Annotated in this window: 11 protein-coding genes; 3 read left to right on the top strand and 8 right to left on the bottom strand. The window is 73.6% G+C overall.

Annotated features, from left to right (window positions below):
• Positions 1–163: 163 nt before the first annotated feature.
• From ACH0A8_RS03305 to manA, 5 genes are all read right to left on the bottom strand, one after another.
• On the bottom strand, positions 164–1,567 hold the full coding sequence (locus ACH0A8_RS03305; RefSeq protein ID WP_406906488.1) for a DUF5719 family protein: 1,404 nt from the start codon (positions 1,565–1,567) through the stop codon (positions 164–166).
• Positions 1,564–4,443 (bottom strand): glycosyltransferase, encoded by a 2,880-nt coding sequence (locus ACH0A8_RS03300; protein ID WP_406906486.1) that lies wholly within the window; start codon positions 4,441–4,443, stop codon positions 1,564–1,566. The genes ACH0A8_RS03305 and ACH0A8_RS03300 overlap by 4 nt, the downstream gene beginning before the upstream one ends.
• A gap of 153 nt (positions 4,444–4,596) precedes the next feature.
• Complete coding sequence (locus ACH0A8_RS03295) at positions 4,597–4,935, bottom strand: WhiB family transcriptional regulator (RefSeq protein ID WP_081985311.1); 339 nt, start codon at positions 4,933–4,935, stop codon at positions 4,597–4,599.
• A 190-nt stretch (positions 4,936–5,125) separates the two neighbouring features.
• Entirely contained in the window at positions 5,126–6,088 is a 963-nt protein-coding gene (gene galE, locus ACH0A8_RS03290; RefSeq protein WP_066658396.1) for a UDP-glucose 4-epimerase GalE, read from the bottom strand.
• A gap of 79 nt (positions 6,089–6,167) precedes the next feature.
• Positions 6,168–7,376 carry a mannose-6-phosphate isomerase, class I gene (gene manA, locus ACH0A8_RS03285; RefSeq protein ID WP_406906483.1) on the bottom strand — a complete coding sequence of 403 codons (1,209 nt, stop codon included), beginning with the start codon at positions 7,374–7,376 and terminating at the stop codon, positions 6,168–6,170.
• Between the two features lie 102 nt (positions 7,377–7,478).
• Between manA and ACH0A8_RS03280 the strand changes: the two genes are divergently transcribed.
• A complete protein-coding gene (locus tag ACH0A8_RS03280; RefSeq protein WP_406906481.1) occupies positions 7,479–9,563 on the top strand; it encodes an acyltransferase family protein in 2,085 nt (694 codons plus the stop codon).
• A 24-nt stretch (positions 9,564–9,587) separates the two neighbouring features.
• Complete coding sequence (locus ACH0A8_RS03275) at positions 9,588–10,964, top strand: O-antigen ligase (RefSeq protein ID WP_081984932.1); 1,377 nt, start codon at positions 9,588–9,590, stop codon at positions 10,962–10,964.
• A gap of 9 nt (positions 10,965–10,973) precedes the next feature.
• Here the strand turns inward: ACH0A8_RS03275 and ACH0A8_RS03270 are convergent, their stop codons facing one another.
• Positions 10,974–12,488 (bottom strand): hypothetical protein, encoded by a 1,515-nt coding sequence (locus ACH0A8_RS03270; protein ID WP_406906479.1) that lies wholly within the window; start codon positions 12,486–12,488, stop codon positions 10,974–10,976.
• Positions 12,489–12,582: 94 nt separating this feature from the next.
• Between ACH0A8_RS03270 and ACH0A8_RS03265 the strand changes: the two genes are divergently transcribed.
• The gene (locus tag ACH0A8_RS03265; protein ID WP_066655006.1) at positions 12,583–13,902 is read left to right on the top strand and encodes a hypothetical protein; all 1,320 of its coding nucleotides are present in this window, start codon (positions 12,583–12,585) and stop codon (positions 13,900–13,902) included.
• A gap of 102 nt (positions 13,903–14,004) precedes the next feature.
• On the opposite strand, the gene ACH0A8_RS03260 is transcribed toward ACH0A8_RS03265, so the two are convergent.
• Complete coding sequence (locus ACH0A8_RS03260) at positions 14,005–14,763, bottom strand: polyprenol monophosphomannose synthase (protein ID WP_209685199.1); 759 nt, start codon at positions 14,761–14,763, stop codon at positions 14,005–14,007.
• A 32-nt stretch (positions 14,764–14,795) separates the two neighbouring features.
• Positions 14,796–16,166 (bottom strand): hypothetical protein, encoded by a 1,371-nt coding sequence (locus tag ACH0A8_RS03255; protein WP_406906476.1) that lies wholly within the window; start codon positions 16,164–16,166, stop codon positions 14,796–14,798.
• Positions 16,167–16,265 lie beyond the last annotated feature (99 nt).

Raw genomic sequence — 16,265 nt, 5'->3', positions numbered from 1 at the left:
CCCGGCGCCCGACCGGTACCGCCACCGGTGACCGACAGGGAACAGCACCCACGGCCGGACCCGGCACCCGACCGCTACCGCCACTGGTGACCGACACGGACGACGCGCCGGACGGGCACCGCCACCGGTGACCGACGGGCCTCGGCGTCAGGGGTAGACGGCGTCAGGGGTAGACGCGCACCGGGGTCGAGACCTCCGTCGCCGGCCGAACCGGGAAGCCGGCGATGCCGTCGTCCGCGTCGTAGCTGACGCCCGCGACGAGCCCCTCGGCGCCGGTGAGCTCGAGCTGCGTCGACACGGGGACCTGCACGGTGGCCGTGCTGCCCGAGGCGACGTCCACCTCCTGCTCACGGTCCCCCGAGGTGATCGTCACCGTCGCGTCCGACCGCGTCGGGTTGACGAGGTTCATCCGCGACCCGCCGCCGGCCGCGACCGCGGTCACGACACGGTCGCCGAGGGGCTCCGCGGACGCGAACCAGCCGAGGTCGGTCCGACCGTCGTCGGTCGGCTTCGTGGTGCGGGCCCCCGCGACGAGCGGCTCCGTCGACGTCACCGTGAGCGAGTACCGCCCGTCCGGGAAGTCGTCGAGGGCGACGTCGGTGACGACCCCCGGCTCTGCGGTCGCGTTCACCGTCGAACCGCCGCCGTCCGCCGTCGTGATGCCGACGGTCACGCGTGCAGCGCGGTCGCCGGGGACGAACAGGCGGAGCACCGGGGTGGCGTCCTCGGTGTCGTCCCCGCGCTGCGCCTCCTCGGCGCCGCTCAGCACGACCGCGGGGATCACCTGCGTCCGCGCCGGTGCGGCGCCGCCGGAGACGACATCGTAGCCGCCCGGGGTCAGCGTCCGCACGATGCTCTCCTGCATGTGCGCGACGATCTGCCCGCCGGACGAGGTCACGTGCACGACCGTCGACCCCTGGTCGGCGACGAAACCGGACAGCGGCACGACCTTCTGCGTGTTCGGTGCGACCACGATGCCGGTGGTCCCGGGCGCCTGCACGGTACCGGAGGCGTCGAACACGTCGAGGTCCACGGTGGCGTTGACGTCCGTCGGGTTCGACAGCGTGATGAGGCTGGTCCGGCCGGTCTCGGTGGAGCCGCCGACCAGCCAGGTCGACTGGCCGGGGTCGTCGCAGGACGCCGCGCCGAAGCCGACGAGGTCCCCCGACGACACGCTCTGCGAGGTGCTGCCGGCGACCTGCGGCGTGCTGTCACCGGCGGGCGCGGTGAGGAGCTGGGGGTCGCTGCCGCCGGTGGTCGACGAGCCGAGGGTCGACCGGTCGACGGTGCTGCCGGTGGTGCCGGTCGCGACCTCCGACGACCCGACGGTGCTGGCCGTCGTCGCGTCGTTCCCGGACTCGTCCGAGAGCCGCAGCGCGCTGCCGGCGCACACACGCTCGGCGTCGGCGGGCACCGGTGTGACGAGTCGACCGGCCGGGCGGAGCGCGGTGCTCTCGGTGCCGATCGCGTGCGCGGCCGTCACGGCGCCGGCGGCGACGACCACGGCGACCGCGGTCGCGGTGCCGCGGACGACCCACCGTCGGACGGACCGGTGCTCGGTGCTCATTCGTCGCGCTCCTCGTCGAAGGTGGTGGCTGGTTCCTCGGCCTCGATGACGTTCGAGGTGGCACGGCGGCGACGCGGTGCGGTCGGGACGGCGAGCAGGGCCGCTGCGCCGAAGACCACGCCGAGCACGATCAGGTACAGCACGTGCGTCGCCTGGGTCGCGGCCGAACCGGTGGACACCCGGTCGACGTCGCCCTCGTAGTGGAAGAGCCGGCCGGAGGTGGTCTCGCCGATGCTCGTGAACCGGGCGTCCTGGCCGATCGCTCCGGCCGCACGGTCGTGCACCTGCTGCGCCGCGTCGGCGTCCGGTGCGTCGTCGAGCAGCACGAACGAGATGCCGAGCTCGCGGAGCGCGGGTTCGGGGTCGTACCCGCTGCGGCTGGCGAGGTTCCCGGCGAGTGTGGCCAGCTGCGCGCCCGACCTGCTGAGGCGGAGCGCGGTGGAGTCGAGCGTCGTCTGGTCGTCGAGCGTCGAGCCCTGGCCGCGTTCGAGCGACACCGCGAGGGAGCCGTCGGTCTGCGGGTCGACCACGAGCGTGCCGACGTCCGGGTTGGCCTGGGCCTCGGCGTTCACGTAGGCGCTCAGGACCCGTCCGGTGGTCGGCTGCAGGAGCGTGTCACCGAGGGTGGACGCGGCGAAGGCGGGGGTGACCGCGACCCCGGCGAACACCGCCGCGACGAGTGCGGTGACCGGAGCGGTCCGCGGCAGCACGTCGATGCCGATCGACGCCGCGAGCACGATGCCGAGCGCCGTCACGGACAGGGCGCTGCCGGGCCACACGATCGTCGTGGTCGAACCGACCCCGGTGACGGTGAGGTGGGTCGCACCGAAGGCCGTCGCGTAGCCGAGGAGCGCCAGGACGAGCGCTGCGCCGGCGACGGCCCAGCGGTGTCCGAGGAGCGCCCCGACCGCGAGCATGACGACCGGCAGCGCGAGGACGGCCATCGCGACGGGCAGGACCGCCGCCGCGAGCCCGAGGGGCGTCGTCGCGGGGAGCCACCCGCTCCAGTCCGGCAGCGGCTGCCCGACCGCGAGCTGGAGCGCCGAGGGGGCGCGCGTGGCGGAGGGGACGCCCGGGTCCGCGAACACGGCGAGCGGGTTGCCGCGGGCGACCTGCGCCAGGACGAGCGGCAGGAAGAGCACGGCGGCGGGGACCGGGATGAAGACCCGACGGTGCGCACGCCGCCAGCCGACGACGAGGGACACGACCCACCCGACCAGCAGGACCGGCAGCAGCGACGGCGCCGAGGCCGCGACGACCGCGAAGAGCAGCGACGCCCCGGACGCCCATGCCCACGAGCGGTGCGCCTCGAGCACCGCCAGCAGCAGCCACGGGAGCAGCACGTGCGCGATGACGGCCCCGAGGTGTCCGGTCGTGACGGCGCCGACGAGCGTCGGGGTGATCGTGTAGAGCGCGGCACCGACGACGGGAACCCAGGTGCGGGTGGTGACCTTGCGGACCACGAACCAGGCGCCGAGCGCGGCGAGCGGGAACGAGAGCAGGAGCACGACCACGACCGAGGTCGACGGCGACCAGGCGGTGATCGAGCCGAGGACGGCGAGCACGGCGGCGAACGGGTCGCTCGGTCCGGTGGAGCCGGTCCCGACCGAGTGCCAGCCGTAGCCGACGTTCTGCCACAGCCGCCCGACCGAGGTGCTGAGCGGCAGGAGTCCGCCGCCCGTGACCGCGGGGGTGCCGAGCAGCGGGTACAGCGTCACCACGCTGAGCGCGGCCGCCGCGAGCACGACCCAAACGCCGCCGTCGCTGAGGAACGATGCCCGCGCGATCGGGGCGTCCTCGACCCGGGCGAGTTCGACGTCGCGCGAGGTGGTCCGTCGCTCGTGCACCCGGCGCCAGCTGACACGGAGGGGCTCGATGGCAGCCCACCCGACCCGACGGGTCCGCGCGGCGTTCGCCCGCGCCCGTCGGACGCCGCCACCGAAGGCCACGGCGAGGGCGGCGGCGAGTTCGCCGGAGACCGCGGCGGGGTGCTTCGCGACGAGGTGGCCGACGGCCCGGACGAGCGCGGTCGGCACGAGCAGCAGCCAGTGCAACCAGAGCAGCCCGGCGGGGGCGTACGTCAGTCGGCGGTGCAGTTGCGCCTGGCGGTGCAGGCGCACGCGCCGCCCCTCGGAGACGCGCTTGCGGCCGAACTCCTCGATCGGTCCGGCACTCGTCACGCGGGCCTCGGGCACCACGGCGACGCGGTGTCCGGCGAGGCGCGCACGGATGCAGAGGTCGAGCGCGGCGTCGACGTCCGGCAGCGCCGGGTCGAAGCCGCGGAGTTCGCGCCAGACCGAGCGGCGCACGAGCATGCCGGCGGCGGACACGCCCATCACGTCGGTGTGCCGGTCGTGCTGGCCCTGGTCGAGCTCGTCCTGCACGAGGGCCAGCGATCGGCCGGCGCGCGTCGTGCTCTCCCCGAACGCACGGATCCGTGCGGGGTCGTCCGTGTCGACGAGCTTCGGCCCGGCGACCACGACGGACGGCGCGATCTCGACCGCGGAGAGCATCTCGGCGAGTGCGGTCGGTGCCGGAGCGTTGTCGTGTCCGAGCAGCCACAGCCACTCGTCGGGCGCTGCGTCGGTCCCGACGTCGCCGTCCGCGGTCGGCGCTTCGCGCTCCCCCGCCGCGACGGCCTCGCCGAAGGGGCGACCGGCGGGCAGGCGCACGAGCCCGGCGGACCCGCCCAGGGCGAGCTCGGCCGTCGACCCGTCGGTGGAACCGACGTCGACGACGACCAGGTTGTCGGGGTGCCGGGTCTGGGCGACGAGGGCGTCCAGGGTCCGGTCGAGGTGCTCGCCGCCGTTCGCGGTCACGAGGACCGCGGTGACGCGGGGCTGGGCGGACCGGGGCTGCGCGGGACTGGGCTGCATGACGCGCGTCACTCTACGGTCTGGAGGCGCGGGACCGGTCTGCGGGAACGGCGCGCCGTCAACCTGTGCGCACCATCAACGGACGGTGGGTGGCGGAGGCGGGAGGCGCCTCCAGGCCGACCGACGCCCGTCGCGCTGCGCGCGGTGGGTGCGTCAGGCGCGGCGGCGGAGCTTCCGGCGCTCGCGTTCGGAGAGGCCGCCCCAGATGCCGAAGCGCTCGTCGTTCTCGAGCGCGTACTCGAGGCACTGCGACCGGACCTCGCACGACCCGCAGATCTTCTTCGCCTCGCGGGTGGAGCCGCCCTTCTCGGGGAAGAACGCCTCGGGGTCGGTCTGGGCGCAGAGCGAGTCGACCTGCCACGACAGCGGGTTCTCCTCGTCGCCCTCGGCACGGCGGACACCGGGGACACCGAGCGACACCGGGTCGACGTGCCAGTCCTCCGGCACGCCGGCGTGGAAGTCGGAACCGTTCACCCTGATCACCCCTGACATGTCGACGACGGCCTGCAACGACCGAAGCCGCTGCCTGTAATTACAGCGGTGTGATTCCGTTCCGTCAAGTCGCGGATCATAGAAGGTGCTGACCGCTGCGGCGTGTCATGTCCCCCGTACGGGCGTGTCGCAGGCCGTCTGTCCGGCGATCGGGGGACACACTGCGCACTCCGACCGCCGTGCCCGGACCTCAGCCGACGCGGCGACGGGCCTCCCAGGCGCTGGACACCATCTCGTCGAGCGAGTGCCGCATCGCCCAGTCGAGGTCGCGCGCGGCGGCCTCGCCGGTCGCGACGATCCGGGCGGGGTCACCCGGACGCCGGGGCGCGACCTCGGGCTCGAACGCGATCCCGGTGCCCGACGCCATGGCGTCCATGATCTGCCGGACGCTCACGCCGTCCCCGCTGCCGAGGTTGTAGGCGCGCTCGAGCTGCTCGCCCGCCTCGAGCTTCTGCGCCGCGACGGCGTGCGAGTGCGCGAGGTCGGCGACGTGGATGTAGTCGCGGACGCAGGTGCCGTCCGGGGTGTCGTAGTCGTCGCCGTTGATGCGCGGCACCCGGCCGGCGAGCAGCGCCTCGAACACGAGCGGGAACAGGTTGTGGGGGCTGGCGTCGTACAGGTCCGGCTCCCCCGACCCGACGACGTTGAAGTAGCGGAGCGAGGTGGTGGCGAACCCGGCGGCGACCTCCATGTCCCGGAGCAGCCACTCGCCGATGAGCTTGGACTCGCCGTACGGCGACTCCGGTGCCTTCGGGGTGTCCTCGACGACGACGTCGACGTCGGGTGTGCCGTAGACCGCGGCGCTCGACGAGAACACGGCCTTGGTGACGCCGTTCTCCGCCATCGCCCGGAGCAGGGTCGCGGTACCGGTGACGTTCTGCTCGTAGGTGTGCAGCGGCCGCTCGACCGAGACGCCGGCGTACTTGAAGCCGGCGACGTGCACGACGCCGGTCACCGCGTGCGCACGGAGGGTGCTGGCCAGCAGGTCGCCGTCGAGGATCGTCCCCTCGACGAACGGCACGTCCTCCGGCACGAAGGCACGGAACCCGCTCGACAGGTCGTCGAACGCGACGGTGTCGATCCCTGCGGCGCGCAGCGCGCGGACGACGTGGGACCCGATGTACCCGGCACCGCCGGTGACCAGCCAACTCATGCTCGTCACGCTAGCGGACGACTCCGTCCCCCCGGGTCGCAGGCCGCTGCGTGTTCACGCACCGGTCGCGATGAAGTGTTCACGCACCGGTCGCGATGAAGACCGTGGACGTCAGACCGGTCGCGGCGTCCGCCTCGACCGTCACGTCGCCCTCGTCCGGCGTGACGTAGCAGGACTCCCCCTGGCGGAGCAGGGTCGCGGACCGCGCGCCGACGAGGGTCACGGCACCCGTGGTGCAGACCGCGATGCTCGGGCCGGAGAGCGGTGCCACACCGCCGGTGCCGAGGCCGACCGGACGACCGTCGCCGGTGACGCGGACCAGCGCGAAGCCGACCCCGTCCGGAGCGAACCGGTCGACGCCCTGGTCGAGGCGTTCCGGGGTCAGCACCGGTGCCGGGTACGCGGTGAAGTCGAGCACCCGCAGGAGTTCCGGGACGTCGACGTGCTTCGCCGTCAGGCCACCACGGAGCACGTTGTCCGACGGCGCCATGAGCTCGATGCCGAGCCCGTCGAGGTAGGCGTGCACGTTGCCCGCGGGCAGGTACATCGCCTCGCCGGTCCGGAGCGTGACGCGGTGCATGAGCATCGACACGACCACGCCGGGATCGCCCGGGTACGCGGCGGCCAGGTCGACCACCGTCTGCACGTTCGGGGTGCGGTCGTCCTCCGGCAGGGCGGTGGCGAGGTCGGACGCCGCCTGCACCACGGCGAGCGCCGACGCATCGGCGGTCTCGAGCCAGCGCACGGTGTCCTCGAGCCCCTGCGCGAGGTGCGCGAGCAGCGGTCCGAGCCGTCCGCTCCCGCCGTCGAGCGACTCGACCTCGGCCACGGTGTCACCGACCGGGCGGAAGCCGCTGAGCGCCTCGAACCGGTCACTGAGGGCGACGACGAGCTCGGGCTTGGGGAACGGGTCCTTGTAGTTGCGCGCCGGGTCGTCCAGCGGGATCCCCGCGGCCTCCTCGCGCGCGAAGCCCTCGCGGGCCTGCTCGGGCGTGGGGTGCGCCTGGAGCGACAGGGGTGCCGCCGCCGCGAGGAGCTTCAGCAGGAACGGCAGGCCGCTGCGGTCCGGGCCGAGCGCGGCCTCGGGCTCGGCGTCGATCCAGTCGCGCAGGGTGTCGGCACCGCCCACCATCGCCGGGTTCACGACGACGCTGGGGCTCCCCGCGTGCGCGCCGAGCCAGAGCTCCGCCTGCGGTGCACCGGTGACGGTGCGGCCGAGGAGTTCGGGGATCGCGCTGGTGGAACCCCAGGCGTAGTCGCGTGGCGTGTTGGTGATGCCGAGGAACATGCCGCGAGCGTACCGGGCGGGGACCGGCGTCCGCTCGGCGCCGCCCGTGGTGCCGGAGCCGACCGGGGCATCGACGATCCGCTCTCGCATAGACTCCCCGCGATGTCCGAGCCGCGCCGCCCCGAGTCGACCCGATGGGACGTGCAGGCCCTGCGCGCCTTCGCCGTGCTGGCCGTCGTGCTGTACCACCTGTGGCCGAACCGGCTGCCCGGCGGCTTCGTCGGGGTCGACGTCTTCTTCGTCGTCTCCGGCTTCCTCATCACCGGCCACCTCGTGCGCGAACAGGCCGCGACGGGGCGCATCCGCCTCGGCGCCTTCTGGGCGCGACGTGCCGGGCGGTTGCTGCCCGGCGCGTTCCTGACGCTCCTGGCCACGGGCGCCGCGGTGCTGCTGCTCGTCCCGAGCTCGCTGTGGGGGCAGTACGGGCGCGAGCTGATCGCGTCGACGGTGTACCTGCAGAACTGGCAGCTCGCCTCCGACGCGGTCGACTACCTGGCGAGCGACAACCGGCCGTCGCCGTTCCAGCACTTCTGGTCGCTCTCGGTCGAGGAGCAGTTCTACATCGCACTCCCGGTGCTCCTCGTGCTGCTCGGCGCCGTGCTCGCCCGCGCGCGGCGTCGGGACCCCGTCCTCACGGCACGCCTCCTGCTCGGCACGGTCGCGGTCCTCTCCCTCGCGTGGTCGATAGTGCAGACGCAGACCGCGCCCGGCATCGCCTACTTCTCGACCGCCACGCGCGCGTGGGAGTTCGCGCTCGGCGGGTTGGTCGCGACGGTCCCGCTCGCCGTCGCCCGTTCGCGTCGGTCGCGTGCGGTCCGGACGGGAGGCACGTGGCTGGGCGTCGCGGGCCTGGTCGCGTCGGTCCTCGTGATCACGCCGACGACCCCCTACCCCGGCACCGCGGCGCTCCTGCCCGTCGTGTCGGCCGCGCTCGTGGTCGCCCTCGGTGCCCGCAGCGGCCTCGACGTCGTCGGCCGGACCCCGCCGGTCGCGTTCGTCGGCCGGACGTCGTACGCGGTCTACCTGTGGCACTGGCCCGCCGTCGTCCTGCTGCCGATCGTGCTCGGCCACCCGCTCGGCACCACGAGCAAGGTGGCGGTCCTGGTCGGGGCACTGGTCCTCGCCGCGGCGTCCACGCTGCTCGTCGAGGAGCCGCTGCGCGCTCGGGTCCGTTCCGCACGTGTCCGTCCGCGACGCGTCGCCGTGCTCGGCGTGGTCGCGTCGGTGGCGGTCGTCGCGCTCGGCGTCGGCACGCTGGCCGCGGTGCAGGTCCAGCAGGTGCAGGCGGCCGCGTTCGCCGAGCGCCTGACGCGCGGGGACGTCGACTGCTTCGGCGCGGCCGCGCGCATCGGCTCGGACGACCCGTGCGTCAACCCGCGCCTCGCCGACGTCCGGGTGCCCGCCCCGGCCGCCACCCAGCACGACGACGCGAACTCGGGCGACTGCTGGTCGAACACGACGGCCGACTTCAACGTCTGCGCGCTGGGACCGAGGACCGGGTACCGGAAGCACCTGCTCGCCGTCGGTGACTCGCACAACAACGCCCTGATGACGGCCTACCGCGCGATCGCCGAGCGGGAACACTGGCGCATCGACGTCGCCGGGCACATCGGCTGCTACTTCACGACGGCCGTGCAGCAGGCCCCCACGCAGGGCTACACCGACAGCTGCCAGGGCTGGAAGCAGAACGCCGTGGACTGGGTCCGGCAGCACGACGACGAGCTCGACGCCGTCGTGGTGACGCACGCGGCGACCAAGAGCCCGGTCATCGTCCCCGACGGCAGCAGCAACGACGCGACCGTGGTCGACGGTCTCGTCGGCGCGTGGCGGGCGGCGACGGACGCGGGCGTCCCGGTGATCGCGATCCGCGACAACCCGACCGCGCGCGACGACGTCATCGCGTGCCTCGCGCAGATGCAGGGCCCGACCACCGGGGCCTGCGACCTCCCGCGCGACCAGGCCCTGGCGGCCTTCGACGGCAGCGAGCAGGCCGTTGCGGCGATCGGGGACCGTGCCCGGTACGTCGACATGACGGACTGGTACTGCGACCGGACCACGTGCCCCGCGGTGATCGGCGGGGTCGTGACGCACCGCGACCCGACGCACCTGACGGCGACGTTCGCGACGACGCTCGCCCCGGCACTCGGCGACCGGCTCAGCTCGACGCTCGCGTCGCTCGAGCGCTGAACCGGGGGCGCTAGCCTGTCTCCCGTGACGAACACCTGGCCGATCGCCCGCGGGACCGTGTCCGAGCGTGAGGCGTTCGCCCTCGCCGTGACCGTCCTGTTGACGATGTTCGCCGGTGACGCGGTCCCGAACACGACGACGTGGTACGGCGCCGCGACGATCTGGGCGATCGAGGCCGCCTGGGGCATCAGCGTCGTGGTGCGTGCGCGACCGCCGCTGACCCGGACGCCCCGCGCGCTCTGGTTCTTCCTCGCCTGGTGCCTGGTGTCGGTCGCGTGGTCGCACTGGCGACCGGCGACGCTCGCGAGCATCGTGGCGCAGGTGGTCTGCGCGCTGGTCGCCTTCGCGATCGCGTCGACGCTCTCCTGGCGCCGGATCCTCGACGCCGCGAGCACCGCGTTCCGCTGGGTCGTCGGCCTCTCCCTGGTCTTCGAGGCCGTGGTGGCCGTCGTCGTGCGGCACCCCATCGCGCCGATCTGGACCGACTACGGCGACCGGGACATCCCGGACGCCTTCTACTTCTCGCGCGCCGAGCTGTTCACCGGCGGACGCATCCAGGGTCTGCCGGGCAACGCCAACCTGCTGGCGATGGTCGCCCTGCTCGCGGCGATCGCCGTCGCGGTGCAGCTCGTCGACGGCCGGATGCGCCGGGGCCGGGCGGTCGCGTGGCTGGTCGTGGCGGCCGCCACCCTGCTGCTCACCCGGTCCTCGACGGTGTTCCTGGCCGTGGTCGCGGTGGTCGTTGCCCTCCTGGTCGCCCTGTGGATCCGACGCGTCCCGAGCGGGCGCCGGGGACCGCGTGTGCTCGCGGTGGTCGCCGGCCTGGTCGTCCTGGTTGTCGCCGCCGTCGCCGCGCGCGTTCCGTTGCTGGCGCTGCTCGGCCGTTCGTCCGACCTGACGGGCCGGGGCACGATCTGGACCGCGGTCGTGGGTCTGGCGGAGCAGCACCCGGTGCTCGGCTGGGGGTGGATCGGCTACTGGTGGCCGAACATCCCGATGCTCGCCGAACTCGCGCCGCGGAACGGCGTCCAGTACCTCCAGGCGCACGATGCGGCGCTCGACGTGTGGATGCAGACCGGCCTGGTCGGTCTGGCGCTCTTCCTCGTGTACGTCCTGACCACCTTCGGCAGGTCGTGGTCGGGGGCCGTGCGGGAGTCCTACGGTCCCGGGCTCGTGCAGCGGCCGTTCGATCCGGTCTCGCTCTTCCCGCTGCTCGTCGTGGTCGCACTGCTCGTGCAGGCGCTCGCGGAGTCGCGCCTGCTCTACCAGGGGAACTGGGTGCTGTTCGCCCTCGTCGCGATCAAGACGCGGATCGTGCTCGTGAACGAGGAACCGCCGTCGACCGGGGACGGGCCGCGCACTCCCCTCGCGCAACGCGCCTTCCGCGCCACGTCGGGCTGAGGGGCGGCGTCACCGCCCGGTGGCACCGGTGCCGAGCACCAGCACGCAGGGCACCCGTGCCTCCCACGGCAGCGCCCCGATCATCACCGTCCCGGCAGGGTCCTGTCGGCACCGTGCCTCGGCGGCGACCACCTGCGGGTACCACTCCGGCCCCGTCGCGCGCTGCGCCGTACCGGGGAAGGCGGCGACCCAGGTGGCCACGAGGACCGCGACGACCGTCCACCCGAGGACGCGGCGGACCACCCGGACCGACCGGTGCCCACCGACGACCGTCGCGTCCGTGCCCGTGCTCGCGTCCGTGCCCGCGTCCGTGCCCGTGGTGTGCACGGCGCCCGACCGCAGCACGTGTCCGACGAGCACCGACGCCGACACCACCAGCGCTGCGCTCAGCAGCATGCCGGCCGCGGCCGCGTAGCGCGAGGGTGTCGCGTCGAGCAGCGCGCCGGGGTCGGACCGGGACCACCGTCCGTTCGCCGAGGCGTTGGCCAGCAGTGCCGCCGACCACACCACGACCGACCCCACGGCGAGGGCAGACGCCAGCAGCACCGCACGACGGCGTCGCTCCCGCAGTCCGACGACGACCGCCGTGACGACGATCGCGACGAGCACCGCAGCGGGGACCCCGACCACCCACCAGCCCGAGGCCACGACCGCGCGGCCGACCGCTGCCAGGTCCGCTCGCCACAGGCCGCCGACGGTCTGCAGCAGGTACCCCGAGGCGACGTCGCGGCCCGAGGGGTCGCCCCGCGGCGAGTCCCGGTCGGTGGTGAGGGCCGTCACGACCTGCGCGGCCCCAGCGCCGAGGGCCGCGACGGTGACGGGCAGCGCGCGGAGGACGCGCGCACGGCGGGAGGGCACCGCGGACGATGCGGGGGGCACCGCAGCGGACGCCGCGTCGGCGCGTCCGGCGGACGCTCCGGTCGCCCGGGCTCGGTCGCGTCCCGGCACCCAGGCGAGCAGGAGCAGCGGCAGGAAGAGCAGCGCCTGGACCTCGGTGGTGAGGACGAGCACGGCGACCAGGGCGAGCGTCACCGCCCCGGTCCGGGTCCGGGCACGGTGGGCGAACACCCACGGCGCGAGCAGGAGGGCGGTGGTGTGCAGGTTCGCAGCGTTCCCCAGCACCTCCCACGGCGCCGTGGGCAGCAGGACCGGCACCGCGGCCAGCACGACGCGGAGCACCGGCGACGGCACGGCGTCCGCGGCGAGGACGAAGACGCCGGCGCACGCAGCTCCGGTCAGGACGCAGCAGAGCGTCGTCACCGTGAGGGCGTACCAGGCGATCGGCAGCGCGAACCCGACGTCGACGACGAGTCGCGGGACGACGTGCAGGTACCCCGCGTACGGCTCGACGACGCTCGCGGCCGACCCGAGGGCGAGGTGCTCGCGGAAGAACAGCCCTGCGTCCTCGGCCCAGGCAGTACCGCGCGCGACGGGTCCGAGTCGGACCCACGCCGCGAGCGCCGCCAGCAGCCCCACCCCGACGGCCGCGCCCGAGCGTCGGAGCCGGTCCCTCGTCGATGTCATCGGGGTCCGACGCTAGCGAGCGATCGACGATCCGCGATATCGACGCTCCGGTACGGCGCAGGTCCCGTGCGGCCGAGTACGTCAGACTGGACGGATGACGGACGGCAGGACGACGCGACGCATCCGCGCGCGCCGCTACCTGTCCGCCTGGATCGGATTCTCCGCCGGCGGTCGGTTCAGCCAGGCACTCGCGACGACCATCGTGCTCTTCGCGTTCGGCGAGCCGACCGTCCGCGTCCTGGTGGGTCCTGCCGGCACCTGGTCGGTGCTCGTGACCCTCGCCGTGCTCGCCGGGCTCAGCCTGCTCGGGCAGCGCTACCGGATCGAGTGGCACGGCGTCCTGCCGCTGTCACTGCTCGTCTTCGTCGGGTACTGCGCGCTGAGCGTGCTGTGGAGTGAGTACTCCTGGGTCGCCCTGCGCGGGCTCACCGCCACCGTCGGGTTCGTCGGACTCGGACTGTACCTCGCGCTCGGTCGCGACCTCGTCCAGGTCATCCGGGCGTGCGGCGACGCCTTCCGCATCCTGCTGGTCGTGTCGCTCGGGCTCGAGGTGCTGTCGGGGCTCGTGCTCGACCTGCCGATCCCGGCGTTGGGCATCCGCGGTGACATCGCCTTCGGGGGTCCGATCCAGGGCATCGGCGGGACGCGCAACTTCATGGGCTTCATCGCGGTGACCGCCCTGGTGACGTTCGTGGTCGAGTTCCTCACCCGCTCGGTGGCCCGGTGGCGTGCCGTCGCGTCCATGGGCGGCGCGGTCGTGACGCTCATGCTCGTGCAGTCGCCGATCACCGGGCTCGCGACGATCGCCCTCGCCGGGACCGCGCTCGCCCTCTGGACCCTGCGGCACGCACGGCCCTCGGTCCGGCCGCTGCTCGACGGCGTCCTCGCCACCCTGGTCGTGGCGGCGGGAGTGGTGCTCGTCGTGACCCGCGCACGGGTGCTCCCCCGCATCGGAGCTGCCGGTGGGACGACGACCCGGCTCGAGCTCTGGGAGCAGATCCGCACGTTCATCGAGCAGAAGCCGATCCAGGGCTGGGGCTGGGTGGGCACGTGGCCGAGCGAGCCCGTCGTCCCGTTCGTCACCTTCATCGATCCGTCCGGCGCCCGGTTCACGTCCGGGTTGGACGCCGCCGTCGACGCCTGGCTGCAGGTCGGCCTCGCCGGCATGCTGCTGCTCCTCGGAGCGGGACTCCTCGCCTTCGCCCGGTCGTGGGTGACGGCGACGACCTTCCCCGGCGTGGCCTACGTCTGGCCCGCGGCGGTCCTCGTGCTCCTGGGCGTGACGAGCCTGGCCGAGAGCTACCTGCTGCACGGCGCGGGCCTGATGCTCTTCGTCACGGTGCTCGTGGTCGCCGCGCGCCGACGCTCGTGGCGCGTGCGGCTCCCCCGGCTCGAGGAACGCCCGCACCCCTGAGCGTGCGCGGCTGCCGACCGCGTTGCCGTCGCAGCCGACCGCGTTGCCCTCGCAGGCGAGCCCGCGGCCGCTGGCCGGTGGCCGTGGCCGTGGCCGTGGTCCCTAGCGTCGGGAACGCGGTCGGAACCGGCGCTGGAGCCCCCACTGCGTCGTCCGCACCATCGCCTCGACGATGATGTCCTTGCTCATCTTGGAGACGCCGTGGATGCGGTCACGGAACCGGATCGGCACCTCGACGATCCGCCCGCCGAGGTCGTGGGTCCGGATGGTCATGTCGATCTGGAAGCAGTAGCCCTTCGAGTCGATCGACCCGAGGTCCATGCGCGCGATCGCGTCCGCCCGGTAGACGCGGAACCCGGCGGTGATGTCGTGCACGTCGATGCCGAGCATGATGCGCGCGTAGGTGTTGGCCCCACGGCTCAGGAACTCGCGGCGCTTGGGCCAGTCCACGACCGAGCCACCGCGCATCCAGCGCGAACCGATGGCGAGCAGGACGTCGTCCGACGGGTCCGCGTCGGCGACCGCGGCGATGAGCGCCGGCAGGCGGTCGGCCGGGTGCGAGCCGTCGGCGTCCATCTCGACGAGCAGGTCGTAGCCGTGCTCGAGACCCCAGCGGAACCCGGCGACGTAGGCCGTCCCGAGGCCGAGCTTGCCGGAGCGACGGAGCAGGTGGACCCGCTCGTCGGTCCGGGCCATCTCCTCGACGAGGTCGCCGGTGCCGTCCGGGCTGCCGTCGTCCACCACGAGGAGCCCTGCCGAGGGCACAGTCTCGAGGATCCGTGCCGCGATGTCCTTGATGTTCTCGGCCTCGTTGTAGGTCGGCACGATCACGAGGGGCTTGGCTTCGGTGTTGCGGGTCATGTCCTGCTCACGGTCGGGGTGGTCCGGCGCGGTCAGCGCTCGGCGTCCTGGTCGATGACGGCGCACGGCACCGTCACGGCCCACTGCGGGCCGGGGGCGATCTGCAGTGCGGCGTCGCGGTCCGGGTCGAGCTCGCACTCGGTCTCCGAGGTCTGGACCTGCTGGTCCCAGAACGGGCCGCCCTGCCGGCTCGACGCGTGCATCTCGAAGTTCGCGACGAAGGAGCTGACGACGGCCAGCACGAGGAGCGCACCAGCGGTCGTCGCGACCCACGCGAGGGCGCGCCGGGGCGCATCCTGCGGGTGCGGGTGCACGACGCCGGGCACGCGGACGCCACGGCTCAGCGCCACGTCCGCGATGACGGCGAACGCAGCGATGACGTACATGGATCCGGCCGCCGAGTACCGGAAGGTCCAGTTGCCCAGCCACTGCGCCGTGTCGAAGTGCGCGAAGGCGAGCATCGCGTTCGGGTTCAGCGCGACGGCACCGAACCAGACGGCGGCCGAGCCCCAGAGCATCGAACCGAGCGCCCAGCGCTGCGCGGATCCCCCGGCCCAGAACGCGAGCGCGGCGAGGAGCGCGGCGAACACGAGCGGGGCGACGACGATCCAGGTGCCGTGGTGCGCGATGACCTCACCGACACGCGACATGCTCCACGTGGCAGAGCCCGCGAAGGGCTGCACCGCGTACCCGAGCAGCATGTCCCCGACGGAGTTGTGCTCGACGTTCGGGGCTGCGCGCGGGTGGGCGAGGGTGGTCGCGACCTGCGCGAGACCGCCGACGAGCGTGCCCGCGATCACCGGCCAACGACGGCGGTTGCGGATGCCCAGGAAGAAGAGCGGGAAGAAGACGACGACCTGGATCTCGGTGAGCCCGGCGAGCAGCGTCGCCACGCCGAGGACGATGCCCCGCGTCCACGAGCGCACCGGGGCGAGCAGGGCGAAGGGCACGAGGTACATGAGGAACCAGTGCAGGTTCGCGGCGTTCGCCTGGATCTCGACCGGCCCGAGCGGCACGAGCACCGGGACGAGGGCGAGCAGGAGCCGGGCGACGACGGACCGGAGCACGCCCGCGGTCAGGACCCAGACCGCGGCACCGACCGCTGCCGTGACGGCGACGCAGAGCGCGGAGACGGTCACCGCGAACCGGTCGATCGGGGCGATCTCGCTGGCGATCGCGATCACGATCCGCGGGACGACGTGGAGGTAGCCCGCGTAGTCGTGGAAGAGCGCTCCCGCGAAGCCGAGTCGGTACTGCTCCTGGAGGAAGACCTTGCCGTCCTCGGCCCACAGCGTGTTCCGGACCTCGGGTGTCAGGCGCAGCCAGCCGAGGGCTGCGATGACCAGGAAGAGGACGACCGGCACCACCGCGGCACCCACGGACCGGCGGCGGGTGGCCGGCACTGCTGGCGCATCGTTCGAGGTGCGTCCTCCGACTGAGCTGGTTCCGACCACCGGACGATCCTCTCACAGCGGTCGCGCCGCGCTGACACGGCGCGACGA

Origin of the sequence: Curtobacterium sp. 179-B 9B NHS, from assembly GCF_045370965.1 — a bacterium.
Lineage (GTDB): Bacteria > Actinomycetota > Actinomycetes > Actinomycetales > Microbacteriaceae > Curtobacterium.
This window is presented reverse-complemented; position numbering and strand designations above follow the sequence as displayed.